This window comes from Acinetobacter ihumii (assembly GCF_900625095.1).
GTDB classification, from domain to species: Bacteria; Pseudomonadota; Gammaproteobacteria; order Pseudomonadales; family Moraxellaceae; genus Acinetobacter; species Acinetobacter ihumii.
The window spans coordinates 2,756,155-2,773,766 of sequence record NZ_LR130760.1; the positions used below are offsets into that span (position 1 = coordinate 2,756,155).

Below are 17,612 nucleotides of genomic sequence, written 5' to 3' on the forward strand. Positions count from 1 at the left end.
TTAACAAATTTTGAATTCTTATGCTGATAGCGTTTTATTTAATTTAACATTAAAGCAAATTATGGTCCTGTGCCTGAATGGGTGGTGGAGTCGGTCGACCTAAAGTGCCCAATAATTCAATTTCAATCAAGCGTACCATCGAGTCGAGTGGTAGATCATTACTTTGTGTACCAAACGGCTCCTCAATTTCAGAACTAAGGGCGTCTAGTCCCAAAAAGGTATAGGTCAATATTCCAACTAACAGCGGTGTACCTAAACCTAAAATTGGTCCTACGCTAAAAGGCAACATAAAACAAAAAAAGAACACCGTGCGATTCAACAACACGGAATAAGCAAAGGGAATCGGGGTATTGGCAATTCGGTCGCAACCCGTCTGAACCAGACTCAGTTCGGTGACATAACGGTTTAACTGGGTGTATATAATGTCACTAATTTCGCCTTCTTTGAGTGATTGCATCAACTCCCATTGAATCAGGCTTAAGGTGTATTGTGGTGCATTATGTTGTTGATAAAGTTGAGTCAATGCCTGTTGGCTCATGCCTGTGGTTTCTGTCAGCTCCGTTGGATGCGCCGTTTGATGACGTAAGCGATCACGTAATACATTGGCAAATACAATGACATGCTGAATAATTCGTTCACGTCGCCCTTGAGGAAGAAGACGACAGTCCCGATCAAAATGCCGTGCATTAGCAATTAACGCGCCCCAGAGTTTACGACCCTCCCACCAACGGTCATAACAGGCATTATTTTTAAAGCCTAAGAATATCGAAAGTACCACACCAATTAAGGTAAAACCCACCAATGGTAATTCTGGAAAATGATAAATCTGGGTATATTCAAGCCCGCCCACAATTGCAGAAAGCAGCATGACTACCCCTAGCGCAGGTAAAATTTTAGGTAAAATCGTTCCGCGCCAAGAAAACAGTAGCTTTATGATATCAGTTTGGTCGCGTACAATCATGATTCAACAGGCATTGATTTTTTTTATGATCTTTACCACTTGGTCAAGCTTTGTCAATACAATTGCAACATGATTTTATACATTGAGCAGTTGTTGTTCAGCAAATGAAAAGGTGGCATGTCTCGCTATAATAATATGATCAATCAGTTTGATTTCGACCGATTCACAAGCGCGCTTTAACTGTTCTGTAATCTCAATATCCTGAGGAGACGGTTGAACATCTCCAAAAGGATGATTATGGGCAATCACAATAAAACTGGCATGCTGTTGAATGGCATAGCGCAAAGTTTGCTTGATTGAGATACTACAAAAATTAGTTGAACCAAAAAACAACTTTTTGAAATGTAATTTACCTAACTGACTGTCTAAACACAAAACTGCAAACACTTCCTGAGTTTCACCTTGTAACTCATAACGTAGATAATCCTGTACCAGTTGCGATGAGTCCAAATTTAAGCGGTCTTGCTGAAAATGATGACTCAGATAGCGTCGACCTAGTTCTTTGACGGCCATTAATTGTGAATATTTAGTCGCGCCCAGACCATGAAACTGGCAAAGTTCCTCCTGAGAGGCATCAAACACAGCATTAAGGCTTCCAAAATGCTGAATCAGTAGTCGGGCTAACTCAACTGCGGAATGTTGTCTGGAACCTGAGCGAAGAAAAATCGCCAATAATTCGGCATCAGATAAGCTGCTTGCCCCTTGCTCCAATAATCGTTCACGAGGTCGTTCCTGTTGAGGCCATGCTTTAATCGATTGTTTAATAGATTGATTCATTATAAGGTCACTTATTACGATTATTTTAATTTTGATTTCATAGCCAATCACTTGGGTATGTGCGTATTTAATGCTATTGTGAGCGCCACTGCAACACATAGGTCATCTATTTGTGAGCTTCGATTTAAGTGTTATTCCTCATAAAAACATTATTCTAGCTGTGACTGGCGGCATTGCGGCTTATAAAAGTGCGATTATTGTTCGTCGTCTCAAAGACTATGGTTTTAATGTGCGCGTGGTCATGACGCATGGCGCGCAGGCATTTATCACTCCACTCACTTTTCAGGCACTTTCAGGCAATCCAGTGCATACCGAATTGCTGGATCCTGAAGCCGAAGCGGGAATGGGGCATATTGAGCTGGCGCGTTGGGCAGATTTGGTTCTGGTCGCACCTGCAAGCTGCGATACGCTGGCAAAATTTGCGCATGGTTTAGCAGACGATTTACTCAGTACTTTGTATCTAGCGACGAAAGCCCCTGTTTGGGTTGCACCCGCCATGAATCAGCAAATGTGGGCAGCAAAAGCGACGCAGCGTAATTTGCAGATGTTGGTTGAAGATGGCGTGCATGTGATTATGCCTGATGCAGGTTCGCAAGCCTGTGGAGATGTAGGTTTAGGACGTATGCCTGAACCTGAACAACTGGCGTATCAAGTCCGTGAATATTTCCATAAAGCGCAACGCGCCATTGCAGAAAAATTTGGTTTATTGGCTGGCAAGCATGTCGTGATTACTGCTGGCCCTACACGCGAAGCGATTGATCCAGTGCGTTATATTTCTAATCACAGTACAGGGAAAATGGGCTTCTCGCTTGCCGCAGCCTGTTATGCAGCAGGTGCTAAAGTCACCCTAATTGCAGGCCCTGTAACCTTAGATACACCAAACGGTGTAAAACGGGTCAATGTTGCTTCAGCCGTGCAAATGCTGGATGCGAGTCTGCAAACCTTGAATGAAGGTTGTGATATTTTTATCGCAACGGCTGCGGTGGCAGATTATCGTGTGGCACAGGTGGCGGAACAAAAAATTAAAAAATCAGGTGATGAACTTGATGTTTCTCTGGTGAAGAATCCTGATATTGTTGCGACCATTGCACAGCAACAGCAGCGTCCATTTATGGTGGGATTTGCTGCGGAAACTCAAAATGTTGAGGAATATGCAGCAGGAAAACTGGTGGCGAAAAAACTGGATATGATTGCTTGTAACGATGTATCACGTAAAGACATTGGTTTTGCTTCTGATGAAAATGCCATGACGGTATTTTTTGCGCAAAGTTACCATATGAAAAAGCGTGAACTTGAAAAAGCCTCTAAACAAGAAATTTCGCAGCAATTGGTCGAAGCAATTGCGGATGCATTAAAGCGTAAAATTTAACTTGGTGGAATATAAAGGGTATATATCCTAATGCCCTTTATTATTTTCTAATTTTTGCAACATAGAACCATAACAATGTTCCAAATATGCCGCTGAATAGGCAGCCATAAAAAATCATAGAATAGGAAATCATATCCAAGAACGGGTTTTGCAAAATCCACGGATAGAAAAGGAACACATCATGATGCATAAAAGCATCTAGAAAAATATGACTAAAGCTGCCGATATAGGCACTAATAGCAGCCGTTTGCCATGAAACTTGCCAGTCTTTATATTTTATACTTTTCAATATGCATTGGCTGATCGGTTTGCCAATTAAGAAGGCAATTGTTCCAATCAGGCTTGCACCTAGTAGGTTATGGGTATGGATGTGTAAATATTGCCAACTATAGATCAGTCCTAATAGTGGCTCAATATCCATTAATACTTGTGTACCTGCAAAAATCATAAAGCTAAAGCGTTGTTGTCCTATCGTTTTACAACAAACACCCACACCCAAATGTAAAGGAGTAAATGGCATGGTGGTTTCACTTTTTTATTATCGTAAAAACAATTATAGCTATTTTAAGAATATTGGGGACTTTTCAGTTTCGTAAATTATGAATGTTAACCAATCAAAATGATCGAATAGCTTTATAGTGAATATATGTAAATGACATATGATCCAATAAAAATCAGACAATAAAAAAACCACCGAAATCGGTGGTTTTTATCGACCTAAGCTTAAGCCTGACCTTCAGCAACTGAAGCTTGAGCACGTTGCATATTGGCTTCAAATTCAGCATCAAAGTTAATCGGTGTTAATAGCAATTGAGGGAAACTGCCTTTAGTAACCATATCATTCACTGCTTCGCGCAAGAATGGGAACAGAATGTTTGGACAGTAAGCGCCTAAAATGTATGGAAGACGTTCTTCTTCAATGTTTTCAATCAGAAAAATACCTGCTTGAGTAACATCTACTATAAATGCGGTCTCACCATCATTATTAGCCTGAACCACAACTTTTAATGAAACCTCAAAGTGTGTTGGATCAACTTTCTCAGCAGCAGACGAAAGATTGATATTCAACTCTGGTTGCCATTGCTTAGTAAATACATGCGCCCCAGGAACTTCAAATGAAATGTCTTTGGTATAAAGACGTTCTAAAGCGAGTTGTGGTTGAGTTTGTTGTTCTTCACTCATTCTTTTTTCCTTAACAATTTAAGCGAGTTTTAGCCCAGTAACGGGTCGAGTTTACCATCACGCTCTAAAGCATAAAGCTGGTCAAAACCACCAATAAACTGGTCATTAATAAAAATTTGAGGCACGGTACGATGATTGGTGCGTTGCATCAATTCGACACGTACTTCAGGTGCTTCATTGGATAAATTAATTTCTTTATACTCAACACCTTTACGCTCAAGAAGCTGTTTTGCACGGACACAATATGGACACATTGTGGTCGAATAAATTGTGATATTTGCAGACATAAATTTCTCCTTAAGCTTTGGCTTTGCTTTTGACCAGAGGTAGACCTTGCGCTTTCCAGTTACTAATTCCGCCATCAAGACGATAACTGTCAGCATGACCGACTTTCTGTAGCGCACTACCTGCAACCTGACCTAAATTACAAATGAATACCAATGGACGATCACTTGATTTTAACTCATCAACATGGCTGGTCAGTTGGCTATACGGGATATTACGGCTACCGCTGATATGACCTTCACGAAAATCACCCGCATCACGTAAATCAATCAACTGGGCATTTTTAGCTTTCACCAATATCCCAAGGGATTGTGGGGAAATCTTGCGACCATTGCGTTGTCCTTCAAATACAAAGAACAGTACGATTAAAACAGCAAGAATTCCAAACAAAAAGGGGTGATTCCCCATAAACTCTAACCAGCGTTCCACAAGTCACCTAATTCAGCTCAAAATTGACATCGAGTATAGCTCATATACATGGTGATCAAAATCACCAGTTCAAGGGTAATGTTGCGAGAAAATTAACTTTTTTGTTGCGCATCCTGAATTTCTTCATTTAAACGCAAATAACTGTCCAGTCGGCGCGGTAAAATTTCACCTGCTGCAACCGCAGCTTTCAGAGCGCACTGTTTTTCATGAGTATGGGTGCAATTACGAAATTGGCAATGACCCAAATGTGCTGCAATTTCAGGAAATCCCTCACGAATTTTATCGGCATTTAAATGCCAAAGTCCAAATTCACGAATCCCTGGAGAGTCGATCAATGCACCATTTTGCCCGAAACGAATCAAACGGGTTGAAGTCGTGGTGTGTTGTCCCAACGCTGAGTTTTCCGAAATGACATTGGTCTTTTGCTCTGCATCTGGCACGATGGCATTAATCAAAGAACTTTTTCCAACACCAGATTGCCCGACAAAAGCCACTGTTTCGCCATCAAGCCGTTCGCGTAAAGTCGACAGATCACCTTTGGCCTGACAGATCAAACTTTCATAACCTAGCGCATTGTATTCATCCAGCAAGGTTAAAATTGGGTCATGCTCTTGAAGCAAATCAGATTTATTGAGTACCAAAAGCGCAGGAATCTTGGCATCTGCACAGGCCACCAAATAGCGATCAATCAGGCTAGGAGCAGGTTCGGGTAATGGTGCAAATACAATCACAATCAGACTAATATTGGCCGCGACAGGTTTGACTTTATGATAACGATCTGGACGCGTCAGTAAGGATTGTCGCGGATGAATCGCAGTGATAATGCCTAAACCCGTATTGGGGTCAGCTTGCCATTTTACGCGATCACCCGTAACCAGCAATTCAAGATTGGTTCGGGTATGACAACGCCAAACACTGCCAATTTCAATAGGTTTCCAGAACGGTTCAGGTTCCCCTTCAGCGATGACAGGTTTTTCGGGATGAGGCTCTGGAACAGATAAAGCTTGTACCTCAAGCTGGCGACCATAATGTTGCACGACCAAGCCTTCCAGATCATTCGAGGTATCGATCTCTTCTTGCCGTGCCTTATGCTGTTTGTCGATGCGGCGTTGCTGCTGCTCGGTCAGACGTCGTTTACGAATTAAAGCCATTCATTCCTAAAACCCATTGTTTGAGGTGGCAAAAATAGCATGAACTGGGGATGCAATTACAGCCAAGATGTAATTAATTTGCTACTATTGATGTTTTTCAAGCTTTTAAGATTTCATATTCATGAGCAGCACATTAGATACACGGTTAATCTGGATTGACCTTGAAATGACTGGTTTAGATACAGACAATGACCAGATTATTGAAGTTGCAACCATTATTACAGATGATCATTTAAATATTTTGGCAGAAGGACCTGTTTTAGCAATTCATCAGCCAGACCGTATTTTAAATGCCATGGATGAATGGAACACACGCCAACATGGTCAGTCTGGCTTGATTGAGCGAGTACGTCGTAGCAAATTAAAAGCTCAGGATGCCGAACAGCAAACGCTTGAATTTCTAAAAAAATGGGTTAATCCAAAAAGCTCGCCGATGTGTGGCAACTCAATTTGTCAGGATCGCCGTTTTTTGCATCGTCTTATGCCTGAGCTAGAACAATTTTTCCATTATCGTAATCTGGATGTTTCAAGTGTAAAAGAACTGGCTAAACGCTGGCGTCCAGAAATCATGAGTGGCTTGAAAAAAAATGCGTCGCATTTGGCGATGGATGATATTCGTGATTCGATTGCTGAACTCAAATATTATCGTGAATACTTCTTTATTAAGAGCTAATTGTTAAGAACTAAGTTATTCACAACAACGCAGCTATGATTGATTCTTGATGCATCAAAAAGAGGTGAACTCCATCTCTTTTTGCTTAAATACTGTTACAAAAACAAATTTTTGCGATATTGGTTTTTTATAAAACGCCCTTACAATGTTTATATGATTAATTTTATTAAAACAATGAGATAAGTATGCAAAGTAATAACCCTATATTAACTCGGGTTGAAACCTACAGCGACTTTAGTCAATCAATGACAGTGGCTGGTGCAGTACAAAAATCGATTGGTTTAACGCTTGTTGCTGCCATTACCGGTTTAGCCGTATTTTTTTACTGTGCTTTTAGCCTGAATTTTGCGCTTGCTTCTGCTGCAACTTGGGTTGGGGCCATTGGTGGTCTTATTCTTGCGCTAGTGGCGACTTTTAAACCCAATACTGCACCGACTTTAGCCATTCCTTATGCTTTATTTGAGGGTGCTTTTTTGGGTGGTATTTCGTTTATGTTTCAGGCGAAATTTCCAGGCGCACCTTTACAGGCTTTATTGGCGACCTTTGTCACGACATTGGTGATGTTTGGCTTGTATAAGTTTCACATTATTCGCGCGACTGAAAAGTTTAAAGCAGTGGTGATGTCTGCAACCATCGCAATTGCCATTGTGTTTGTGGTGCAATTGGTCATGAGATTGGCATTTGGCTCGAGCGTTCCGTATATTTTTGAAAGTAACTGGTTAGGCATCGGCTTTGCAGCTTTCGTTGCAGTCATTGCCTCACTGAATTTAATTCTGGATTTTGACTTAATTGAATCTGCCGCTGCCCAACACGCACCGAAAGCGTTCGAATGGGTGTGTGGTATCGCGTTATTGTCGACCTTGGTGTGGATGTATATTTCATTCTTGCGCTTGATTGGTATTCTGTCGAATGACTAAACGCTTCATTGAAATTTAATCTCGTGAACAAATCGCTCTATATGGGGCGATTTTTTTATGAAGTTTTTTAGCAAGATGTAAAAAAGGTGCATTATGCAATTTCTTAAAGGTCAGAAGCTTGGCATTATGCATATAAATTTTTTCAGGTGAATAAACCATGGCACAAGGATTATTAGCGGGTAAACGTTTTTTGATTGCTGGTATTGCAAGTAAACTATCAATCGCGTTTGGTATTGCGCAAGCATTGCATCGTGAAGGTGCTGAGTTGGCATTTACCTATCCAAATGAAAAATTAAAAAAACGTGTTGATGAATTTGCTGCACAATTCGGTTCATCACTGGTATTTCCTTGTGATGTCGCTGTGGATGCTGAAATTGACCATACTTTTGTAGAATTAGCCAAGCATTGGGATGGTCTGGATGGCGTGGTGCATTCGATTGGTTTTGCACCAGCACACACACTAGATGGTGATTTTACCGATGTCACTGACCGCGAAGGTTTCCGTATTGCCCATGACATCAGTGCCTATAGTTTTGTCGCCATGGCTCGCGCTGCAAAGCCTTTGTTGCAATCACGTCAGGGTTGTCTATTAACTTTGACTTATCAAGGCTCTGAACGCGTGATGCCAAACTATAACGTCATGGGCATGGCAAAAGCGTCACTTGAAGCGGGCGTACGTTATTTAGCTTCAAGCTTGGGTGCAGACGGGATTCGTGTCAATGCGATTTCGGCAGGTCCAATTCGTACTTTGGCAGCATCAGGAATTAAATCATTCCGTAAAATGTTGGATGCCAATGAAAAAATTTCTCCATTAAAACGTAATGTCACCATTGAAGAAGTGGGCAATGCTGCATTATTTCTGTGTTCACCGTGGGCTTCAGGGATTACGGGTGAAATTATGTATGTGGATGCTGGCTTTAATACAGTGGGCATGAGCGCATCGATGATGGATGATGAATAGAATAATCCAGCATAACAACCTTAAAAAAAATGATGCTATGGCATCATTTTTATTATCCAAGCATTCAACTTAAGTTTAATTCAAATAAGTTAATTACGAAAAGATAAACAAGAGTAAATAGACAGATTTGTCTGAATTAATTAAAATTCCGTTTCAGTATAAGTTTTATTGATAACAAAAATGCAGGTTTATTTGGCGAGTATATTAGAACGTTTAGGTCTTAGTCCGCAGTATCGTGCCATCCATATCCAGTTTTCCGATGCGAGTCTTAATGCGCAAATTTTCTTACAACGCATCGATGGACAGCATCAACTGAACCTAGGCAGTCAGGCAGAACTACTGTGCTTTTCTACCCATGCTGATATTTCACTAAAACAATTTATTGGCTGTCAAGTTGCAGTTGATCAGGTCACCGACACTGGTCAATTATTTAGAACCACAGGCATTATTACAGCAGCTCAACAAGGTCAAAGTGATGGCGCACTGACTATTTATACACTGACCTTACAAGACCCAACGGTACTTTGGTACAAACGCCGTAATAGCCGTGTCTTTATGAACAAAAGTGTTCCAGAGATCACTGAAATCCTATTTAAAGAGTGGCAGAGCAAAAGTCCACTGTTTGCCGCTAGTTTAAGCCTTGATCTCTCAGGCTTAAATCGAGAATACGACATCCGTCCCTTTAGTATGCAGTCTAATGAGACCGACTACGACTACCTGACCCGACTCTGGCGTAGCGAAGGTATTAACTGGCTGATCGATGAAGCACAACTCAATGTCGCAACAATCACAAGCCCCATACAAGCCCAGATCCTACGACTCATAGATGATAACCAACACTATCAGGTTCTGCCACGCACACATATCCGCTATCAGCGTAGCAATGCCACTGAAAACTATGACAGCATCACCCAATTGATAGCCGAACGTAGTTTGCAACCCACAGCGGTTCACTTACAACGCTGGCAAGCAGATGCATTACAACAAGAAGAAGGTAGTGGCAGTGTACAAAACAAACAACAACACAGTCAGCACTACGACAATGCCAGCCTTAATCTGGAAGATGCATGGCAGGTCAGTCCAGCGTGGATTACAGACTTAAATGGCGAAGATCAAGCAACTGCTTCAGGACATGCACAACTCGAACAACTCAACCAGAACCTGAATGACTACCATCACCAACAAAGCAAACACTTCAAGGCCATCAGCACAGTCCGGGATGCACAAGTAGGCTACTGGTTTGAACTGGATGGACACCCAGAAATAGATCGCCATACTGGCTCAGATAAAGAATTTCTGATACTGAGCAAACACTACTCTAATCAAAACAACTTGCCTAAAGAGTTGGCGCAACAATTACAACAACTATTGCCCCAGCAACAACATTATCCAGAGCAACGCCATGCCAGCGAATTAACCTTAATACGCCGTAGCATCAAAACTGTTCCTGAATATAATCCCTTACACCATCGCCCTGAAACCCATCCACAGCGAGCAAAAGTGGTAGGACCACAGGATCAGGCCATTCATGTGGATGAATGGGGGCGTATTAAAGTCTGCTTTTTATTTACCCGAAATGAAGATCACAGTCATGATGGTGGTGCAGGTAGTAATGACAGCGATACCGATTCAGCATGGGTCGATGTGCTAACCCCTTGGGCGGGCGAAGGCTATGGCGCTCGATTCTTACCCCGTATCGGTGAAATTGTTGTTATCGACTTCTTTGACGGCAACATTGACCGACCTTTTGTGACGGGACGAATTCACGAAGCTGAACGACATCCGACCAAATTTGATATTAAAGGGCAACTCCCTGATACCAAACATTTGAGTGGTATTCGTTCCGAAGAAATACAAGGCAGTGGCTACAACCAGTTACGCTTTGATGATACGACTGGTCAGATCAGCAGCCAACTACACAGTAGCCATGGTGCAACCCAGTTAAATCTGGGGAATCTGAGCTATCCCAAACAACAACTGCAAAGTGAAGGACGAGGCGAAGGCTTTGAACTGAGAACAGATCAATGGGGAGCATTACGCGCAGGTGAGGGACTCTACCTCACTACACATAAACAGCAACAAGCACAAGGTCAGCATCTAGACACTAAGGAAACCATCCAGCAGATTGAAGGTAACTTAAATAATGCCAAAGCCTTAAGTGAAGTTGCCAAAAACCAGCAGACTGATCCACTGGAAGTACTGGATAACCTTAAAAGCTTTTTAGAACAGATCGAACAACAAGATCAAGACAAAGCTGCGGCATTTAAACAAGCCTTAATGATTTTGAGCGCACCTAGTAGTATTGCCTTGAGTAGTCATGAAGATATTCACCTAAGTGCAGATGGGCAGATCAGTCACAATGCAGGCGATAGCATTAACTTAAGTACTCAAAAAAGCCTGATTGGTCATGCCAGTGAAAAGCTTAGTCTGTTTGCAGCACAGCAGGGAGCAAGATTATATGCAGGCAAGGGTAAGGTTGAGATACAGGCACAGTCCGATGGTGCTGACCTGATTGCACGTAAGGGGGTGCAGATTATTTCGACAGAAGACACGGTTTATATTACCAGTCCGACAGAGATTAATCTAACCGCAGGTGGTTCACAGTTAAAAATTAATGGTTCAGGTATTTTTCCAACGACAGGTGGTAAGTTTGAGGTGAAGGCTGGGCAGCATTTGTTTGAGGGGGGGGCTAGTGCCCATGCGACTATTCCGCTAATGCCTAAACTTGGACAATATAAAATACAGTTTGAATTGAGGGATACTGAAACTCAAGAGTTACTACCTTTCACTTCTTACATGTTAATGAATGATCAAGGACAAGTAGGCCATGGAAAAACAGATGTGAATGGTTTGACTAAGGCATTTGTCACTGATAAGCAAGAGAATTACTATCTACATGCAATCAATGACACAATAAAGAAATTGGATAACTAAAATGGCAAAGTATCCTCAACCTAAGATTACACAAGCAGTATTAACGAATGTTCCAAAACATATTTCTTTGCCGCGTTTGAAATATGTGATTACAGCAAAAACAACGGAAGCAAAAACTACTTATGTATCTAAACTGACATCTTTTAATAAGTTTATGAGAACTCATAAAATTGAGGTTAATTATGATACTGCTGTTGTTCAAGTTGATATTTTCTTAGATGGTAAATGGTATCAGGGAGCAATCCTCCCACATTTAGCACAATCTGAAAGTGGAAAGTTTACACAAATTAAGTTTAAACACCATCAAGCGCAAAGTTCTCCTATAGAAGAAAATAAAATCCAGAAAGTTTATATAAAGGAAGGCGTCGAGGTTGGTTGGTTGTTGATTAGAGAAAATGAGACTGTCGATGCGTTGTTAAAACGTATTTATGCATACCCGCCTACCACAAAAGAGTATTCAATTTTTAAAAATAATAATGCCCATTTGCCAGAGTTATCAAGCAATGGACCAATGACATTACTTAAGCCTTGTCAGGTGGTTATTTTGTCGAATAAATATGGGAATGATCCTAAGCTGAGTGAATATAAAAAATTAGCAAGTAGTGTTGAAGAAAAATTAAAACTTTTGAAAAAAATAGATAATTTTGATGAGAAGTTCCTCGCGCAAAATTATGAGATGCTGTACGGCTATTGGGAAATGGCAAATGAGATGGTATTAGCAAATGAGGTAGCAAAAGATAAGGTTGCCGAATTTAAAAAAGTATATTGTGATGCTGATAGAGAAGACACAACATTAGAGCAACTGGAAGACAAGGCAGGGGCAATAGTTGGTTATCGAGAGGAAAAAGATAAGGCTTCACGAACATTAAAAGCTAATGAAATTAAAGAAATTAAAGAGAATGCTATTAAAAAGGCAAATAATATTGCCAGGAAAATTGATCAAGCATATGCTTATGAGGAAAAAATTAAATCGCCGTTAGCAAGAGCTATAAATAGAGAAAAATTTAGGCAAAAATATATAAGTTTATTTAATGAGCTTGATACTGTAGCAAAGCAAGACTTTCATGCAGTAAAACAAGTAAATTATTCTCCCGCATTAAAGAGATTTTTAAAAACTGATATTTTGTTAAGAGATGATGCTTTTAAGGGGGGGCTTAAAGCTTTTGATCAAAAAATATTAGATTTAGGGAAAATCAGTGCTGGTTTGAAAGATGCTAAGCGTTTAGTTATTGGTTTAGGTATAGCCGTTGGGGCTGTACAGATTTTAGAAGCGTATGCAACAGGTGATAAAGAGCTTGCAAAAAAAGTGACATATGTTGAAACAGCAAAATTTGCTGGTGGAGTGGTTGGTGGAGCTGTTGCATCGGCTGGTGCTGTTTTGATTGTTGGTAGTACTGGAGGAGGAGCAATAGTTGTAATTACTCTTGCTGCTTACTTTGGTGGTAAATACACTGGTGATATTACAAAAGATATAGTAGCGAATAAAGTGGGTATCTGTTAAATGCAATTTTTGAATGCGTTAAATTATGGTGAAAAAATATTCTTTTTATCATTGGTATTTAATATAATTTTATTACTGTTTTATTATTTTTTTTCCAAAAAAATGATTATTGATAATAAGGGATATATTGGTGAGCTCTTATTTGATGATAGAAAATATATAGGAGAATTTAGTTTGGAGGAAATTTTTATATTTACTTCTAGTTTTGCAAGAGTTTTTATTTCATATATTATCGAAATCAAAATTCTTAAAAAAGAAAAAATGTTTTTTTTTAAAGAAGGAGAAAGTAGCCCTACTTATCTTTATCCAAATTTAAATTTTAATAATGCTATTAGATTAATTGAAAATTTCCCTAAATGGATGATTTTTAATGTTTTTTTCTTTTTATATTGTTTGCTCTATATTTTTTCTTTAATTTTCTTTAGAGAGGTTTTAGGTTTGGGGAAATATTAAAATTTAAGTCATGAAGTGAGATATTACAGAATCATGTGCTAAGTGTGCCATCTTATTAAGTAATGGTTAATAAGCTATTGAAAATTAATTAATACTTGATTGTGTTGAAATAGTAGTTTGTTATTAAATTGGGGAGTTAATGATGAAATTTCGTATCTTATTAATGATTTTTGTTGTTCTTACATCAGCATGTAGTGAAGGCGGGCAGAATAATAAATCTGGAATTTTAACCAAAGACTATAAAGAAATTTCTGACTTTAAGACAAAAGATGATTTAGAAAAAACGGCAAGAGCGAATGATCCTGAAGCATTATTCGTGTTAGGTTCCATGTATGCTACTGGTTAAGGTGTTGAATTTAATCAGAAAAAAACTTTGGAATTATTTGAAAAATCTGCCAAATTAGGTTCTTCTAATGCAATGTTACAGCTAGGCTTGATTTATCGGAATGGTAATGATGTTGTAGAAAAAGATGATCAAAAAGCTTTGATGTGGTTTAAAGAGGGAGCTAAAAGTGGAAATCCTTCTGCAATTCATAATGTGGGTTTGGCTTATTATAAAGGTTTAAGTGTTAAAGAAGATAGAGCTACAGCATTTAAATATTTTATTCAATCAGCTCAATCAGGTCTATTACAGTCTCAAACTATTGTGGCATCTCAATTATATAATGGTGATGGCATCGATAAAAATTTGAAGGAATCATTTAAGTGGTCATTAAAGGCAGCAGAGCAAGGTGATGTAGAATCACAAAATGATGTAGGACTTTCGTATGAGTTAGGAGAAGGGGTTCAAAAAGATCCAATTAAAGCACTCACTTGGTTTAAACGTGCAGCAGAAAATGGGCAGATCGAAGCTCAATATAATACTGCACTTAAATATTATAATGGTGCGGGTATTGAACAAGATTTAGATGAGGCCCTTAAATATGCAGAAATGGCTGCTAATAATGGAAGTAATTCTGCTATAAAATTAATTTATTCTATTTATTCCGATGAAAGTGGTTTAAAGTATAATCCAGAAAAGGCACAATATTGGAAGTCTAAAATTTAATATTTTTATCTTGTTAAAAAGAAAACCCATTAAACTTAATGGGTTTGAAATTTATCTTTTTCTTAAAAGTATAATTTTGGCGGGAGTGGATATGAGTTGCTATCACTTCGGAGTTTTTAAATGTATTAGTTAAGATGAAATAAAAGGTTATTATTAATGAAGCTTAGATTGATTTTTATTGCCTTAATAGTTTTTACATCTGCTTGTAGTGAGGGTAGTAATCAGACATTAGATTCTCAAGTATCAAATTCTGGGTTTTCATCCCAAAAATATTTAGAGAAAGTTGCCCAAAAAGGTGACCCTAGAGCTTTATTTATACTCGCATCTAGCTACGCAACTAATAGTGATAGCTTTGATGATCAAAAAAAAGCATTTCATTTATTTGAACAGGCTGCAAACCTTGGTAATGATGAGGCTATGTTGCAACTTGGTTTATTATATCAAGATGGATCAAGTTACATAAAAGAGACTGATGATCAAAAAGCTTTATTTTGGTACAAAAAATCAGCAGAAAAAAATAATATGGTTGCTTTACATAATGTTGGTGTTGCTTACTATGATGGAGTGGGTATTACTGAGGATAAGGGTAAAGCATATCAATATTTCCAAAAGGCAGCAGAATTAGGGTTTTTACAATCTCAGAAAATTATAGCGTACCAATTACATACTGGTACTGGGGTGAATAAAGATTTAGAAAAGTCATTCTATTGGTCTATGAAGGCAGCTGAGCAAGGAGATATTAAATCGCAAAATAATGTAGCGCTTAATTATGAAAAAGGTGAAGGGGTTGTAAGAGATCCTATTCAAGCAATGAACTGGTTTATAAAGTCGGCTAATAATGGTAACCCTGAAGCACAATATAATGCTGCTCTTAAATATTATACTGGAAATGGTACTGATCAGGATTTAAGTAAATCTATTGAATATGCAGAGAAAGCGGCAATGCATAAAAATACAGCTGCAATACAGCTCTTAGTTGATATTTATTCGGATGTAAAAAGTCCAAAATATAATACTGAAAAAGAAAACTATTGGAAGTCTAAACTTTAGTTTTAACAGATTGACTGTCATATCTATAGGCTTATTTAGTTAAGCCTATTTTTTAGATATTGATTTACTGCGAAAATCTCTCTAACTTGGGATCAGACCCAATCTAGTTTAAAAGGTTTAATTGTTGCTTTTGTCAGTGCTGATCAACTTTGGGAGCAATGGTTAGCTGATCCAAACAATAAAGTTAATAATCTAAAATGGTATAACCCAGCTAAATCTTTGCTCTGGATTTCAGAAATTACCAGAAGTGTGACTAAGTGGAGTCTGCAATATAACGTAAATCCATTGATTGCAAAAAATCTTGCGCGCGTCTCATTTATAGCTTATGCGCATAGCTCACTATTAACAGACAAAGTGCCGAAATGGTCATTGCTCTATAATATTGACTTGAAAATGACGAATGCAGCTAGTCAGTTGAATGCGACTGAAATCCAAAAACTTTGGAAAAATGCAGGGCAGAATACCGTGGCACAAAAAATTAAAGAAATTCTGAGTAAGTCTTCAACAAGTGTAGCAATTAGGATTTCCAGTATCGTTGCCTTGTTTGAATTAATAAATTTTGGAGTTCAATCTAATAAGTTTATTGGCGACAAAGATTGGGAAAATGGATTCCAATTAATATCAGGGGTATTAGCATCTTCAGCGGCAGTATTGGATATTGCTGGTGGGGGGATGGAAGCTTTAAGTTCTCAGGAGAAGGCAAATAAAATTCGCTTGTATGGTGCAAGACTGGCTGTTTCAGCAGCTACTATATCTTTTTGTATAGATGCATTTGCCTTGTATAAGGAAAAAGAAGGTGATAAAGATAAAATTCTTATGGCATTTCTATTCACAAAGGCAACTGTATCTTTAGTAATGGTTGAAGTCGATTTTGGCTTATTACTAAATTTACCGATATTAAAAAATTCATGGATAGTGACGTCAGCTAATAAAATAGCTTTTACAAAAATGCTTTTAGGTGCAAATTTTATTCGTATTGCAGCATATTGTAATTGGATTGGTATTGTTTGCTTTGAATATTTGTTTAAGACATATGTGCTAGACGATGATTTAAAAAAGTGGTGTGAAAAATCAATATTTGGTAAGGATTCAAGTAAATTTAAGCTATTTAAAGATGAAGAAGTGGCTTTTAGTAAAGCTATTGTGAGCGTTTAAAATGTTTGAGATGTTAAAATTTGAAGGTCGCATTCAAAGATTAGAGATTTATGATGACTCTTTAAGTGCATTTGGAAAGTCTTGCGATACTCAAATTGCAGCTTCAGCAATTCTAAACGGTGTAGCAGAAAGTGTTTCATTATCCGCACAAACGGTATTTCTAGCATCGCAAAGCAGTTTGCATGTGCAGTCTGTTGTAATGGAAATAGATGGAAAAATCTGCATAGGAAAATTTCATCGTGCGCTATTAGTTGAAAATGAATATATTATTTGTGTGGCTAGGCAGTTAGAAAAAAACTTCTATGAGCTTTATTCTATATTGAGTCCTAAAACAGGCTTACTTCATATGCAGGTTGGGATGGGAGCTTCTGTTAAAGCTAATCTGACTTCTATAGCTAAAGGTAGAAATGTTTGGTACGCGATAACAATTTTTTTGGGATCTTTAATTTATTTTTGGGCAAGAGGTTTTAGTCAGGTTGATATATTAATTTTTTTAGGAGTAGCTATTTTATTTTATTTTTTATTATTAAAAATGCTTCAAATTCATTAAAACATTTTTCAGAAAAATCAGAGCAGATTTTTGATTTGTATGGATTTAAAGATCCTCAAGAGGTTTTTTTATTACCAAGTCGCTACTTGAGTAAAAAAGATCATTTGTTACTTGAGTCTGTATATGAATACCGTAAGGTCATTAAAGAAGATCCATACCCAGAAAGCTATATAGAGCAAAAAGAACGGAATATATAACTAGCTAAAATTAAGGTTA

Annotated in this window: 15 protein-coding genes and 3 pseudogenes; 11 read left to right on the forward strand and 7 right to left on the reverse strand. The window is 38.4% G+C overall.

The annotated features are described in order from the left end of the window. Window positions 1-49: 49 nt before the first annotated feature. Both E0D95_RS13010 and radC read right to left on the reverse strand, forming a co-directional pair. A complete protein-coding gene (locus E0D95_RS13010; RefSeq protein ID WP_130804290.1) occupies window positions 50-961 on the reverse strand; it encodes a bestrophin family protein in 912 nt (303 codons plus the stop codon). Between the two features lie 75 nt (window positions 962-1,036). Continuing rightward, the gene (radC, locus tag E0D95_RS13015; protein ID WP_130804292.1) at window positions 1,037-1,738 is read right to left on the reverse strand and encodes a RadC family protein; all 702 of its coding nucleotides are present in this window, start codon (window positions 1,736-1,738) and stop codon (window positions 1,037-1,039) included. Between the two features lie 112 nt (window positions 1,739-1,850). Here radC and coaBC point away from each other — a divergent pair, with 112 nt between their 5' ends. Next, entirely contained in the window at window positions 1,851-3,107 is a 1,257-nt protein-coding gene (gene coaBC, locus E0D95_RS13020; RefSeq protein WP_130804294.1) for a bifunctional phosphopantothenoylcysteine decarboxylase/phosphopantothenate--cysteine ligase CoaBC, read from the forward strand. A gap of 40 nt (window positions 3,108-3,147) precedes the next feature. On the opposite strand, the gene E0D95_RS13025 is transcribed toward coaBC, so the two are convergent. From E0D95_RS13025 to rsgA, 5 genes are all read right to left on the reverse strand, one after another. Then, entirely contained in the window at window positions 3,148-3,627 is a 480-nt protein-coding gene (locus tag E0D95_RS13025) for a DUF4184 family protein (protein ID WP_130804296.1), read from the reverse strand. A 203-nt stretch (window positions 3,628-3,830) separates the two neighbouring features. Further along, a complete protein-coding gene (gene secB / locus E0D95_RS13030; RefSeq protein ID WP_130804298.1) occupies window positions 3,831-4,289 on the reverse strand; it encodes a protein-export chaperone SecB in 459 nt (152 codons plus the stop codon). A gap of 29 nt (window positions 4,290-4,318) precedes the next feature. Next, window positions 4,319-4,576 (reverse strand): glutaredoxin 3, encoded by a 258-nt coding sequence (grxC, locus tag E0D95_RS13035; RefSeq protein WP_130804301.1) that lies wholly within the window; start codon window positions 4,574-4,576, stop codon window positions 4,319-4,321. A 10-nt stretch (window positions 4,577-4,586) separates the two neighbouring features. Further along, window positions 4,587-5,003, reverse strand: coding sequence for a rhodanese-like domain-containing protein (locus E0D95_RS13040; RefSeq protein ID WP_120370930.1), 417 nt, complete (start codon window positions 5,001-5,003; stop codon window positions 4,587-4,589). A gap of 92 nt (window positions 5,004-5,095) precedes the next feature. Continuing rightward, complete coding sequence (rsgA, locus tag E0D95_RS13045) at window positions 5,096-6,154, reverse strand: ribosome small subunit-dependent GTPase A (protein WP_130804303.1); 1,059 nt, start codon at window positions 6,152-6,154, stop codon at window positions 5,096-5,098. Between the two features lie 121 nt (window positions 6,155-6,275). Between rsgA and orn the strand changes: the two genes are divergently transcribed. The 10 genes and pseudogenes from orn to E0D95_RS13095 all read left to right on the forward strand — a co-directional run bounded on the left by orn (window position 6,276) and on the right by E0D95_RS13095 (window position 17,593). Next, window positions 6,276-6,827 carry an oligoribonuclease gene (gene orn, locus E0D95_RS13050; protein ID WP_130804305.1) on the forward strand — a complete coding sequence of 184 codons (552 nt, stop codon included), beginning with the start codon at window positions 6,276-6,278 and terminating at the stop codon, window positions 6,825-6,827. A 185-nt stretch (window positions 6,828-7,012) separates the two neighbouring features. After that, window positions 7,013-7,744 carry a Bax inhibitor-1/YccA family protein gene (locus tag E0D95_RS13055; protein WP_130804307.1) on the forward strand — a complete coding sequence of 244 codons (732 nt, stop codon included), beginning with the start codon at window positions 7,013-7,015 and terminating at the stop codon, window positions 7,742-7,744. A 157-nt stretch (window positions 7,745-7,901) separates the two neighbouring features. Continuing rightward, complete coding sequence (locus tag E0D95_RS13060; protein WP_130804309.1) at window positions 7,902-8,705, forward strand: enoyl-ACP reductase FabI; 804 nt, start codon at window positions 7,902-7,904, stop codon at window positions 8,703-8,705. Between the two features lie 180 nt (window positions 8,706-8,885). Further along, a complete protein-coding gene (locus E0D95_RS13065) occupies window positions 8,886-11,639 on the forward strand; it encodes a type VI secretion system Vgr family protein (RefSeq protein ID WP_130804311.1) in 2,754 nt (917 codons plus the stop codon). Window position 11,640: 1 nt separating this feature from the next. Next, on the forward strand, window positions 11,641-13,140 hold the full coding sequence (locus tag E0D95_RS13070) for a hypothetical protein (protein ID WP_130804313.1): 1,500 nt from the start codon (window positions 11,641-11,643) through the stop codon (window positions 13,138-13,140). Beyond that, a complete protein-coding gene (locus E0D95_RS13075; protein WP_130804315.1) occupies window positions 13,141-13,593 on the forward strand; it encodes a hypothetical protein in 453 nt (150 codons plus the stop codon). It abuts the gene before it with no gap. A 142-nt stretch (window positions 13,594-13,735) separates the two neighbouring features. Beyond that, window positions 13,736-14,641 (forward strand): annotated as a pseudogene (locus E0D95_RS13080) (tetratricopeptide repeat protein). Between the two features lie 156 nt (window positions 14,642-14,797). Next, entirely contained in the window at window positions 14,798-15,691 is an 894-nt protein-coding gene (locus E0D95_RS13085) for a tetratricopeptide repeat protein (protein ID WP_130804317.1), read from the forward strand. 78 nt (window positions 15,692-15,769) lie between these two features. Next, window positions 15,770-16,846: pseudogene (locus E0D95_RS13090) on the forward strand (T6SS effector BTH_I2691 family protein); the annotation flags it as partial. A 10-nt stretch (window positions 16,847-16,856) separates the two neighbouring features. Next, window positions 16,857-17,593 (forward strand): annotated as a pseudogene (locus E0D95_RS13095) (putative type VI secretion system effector). Window positions 17,594-17,612: the final 19 nt, after the last annotated feature.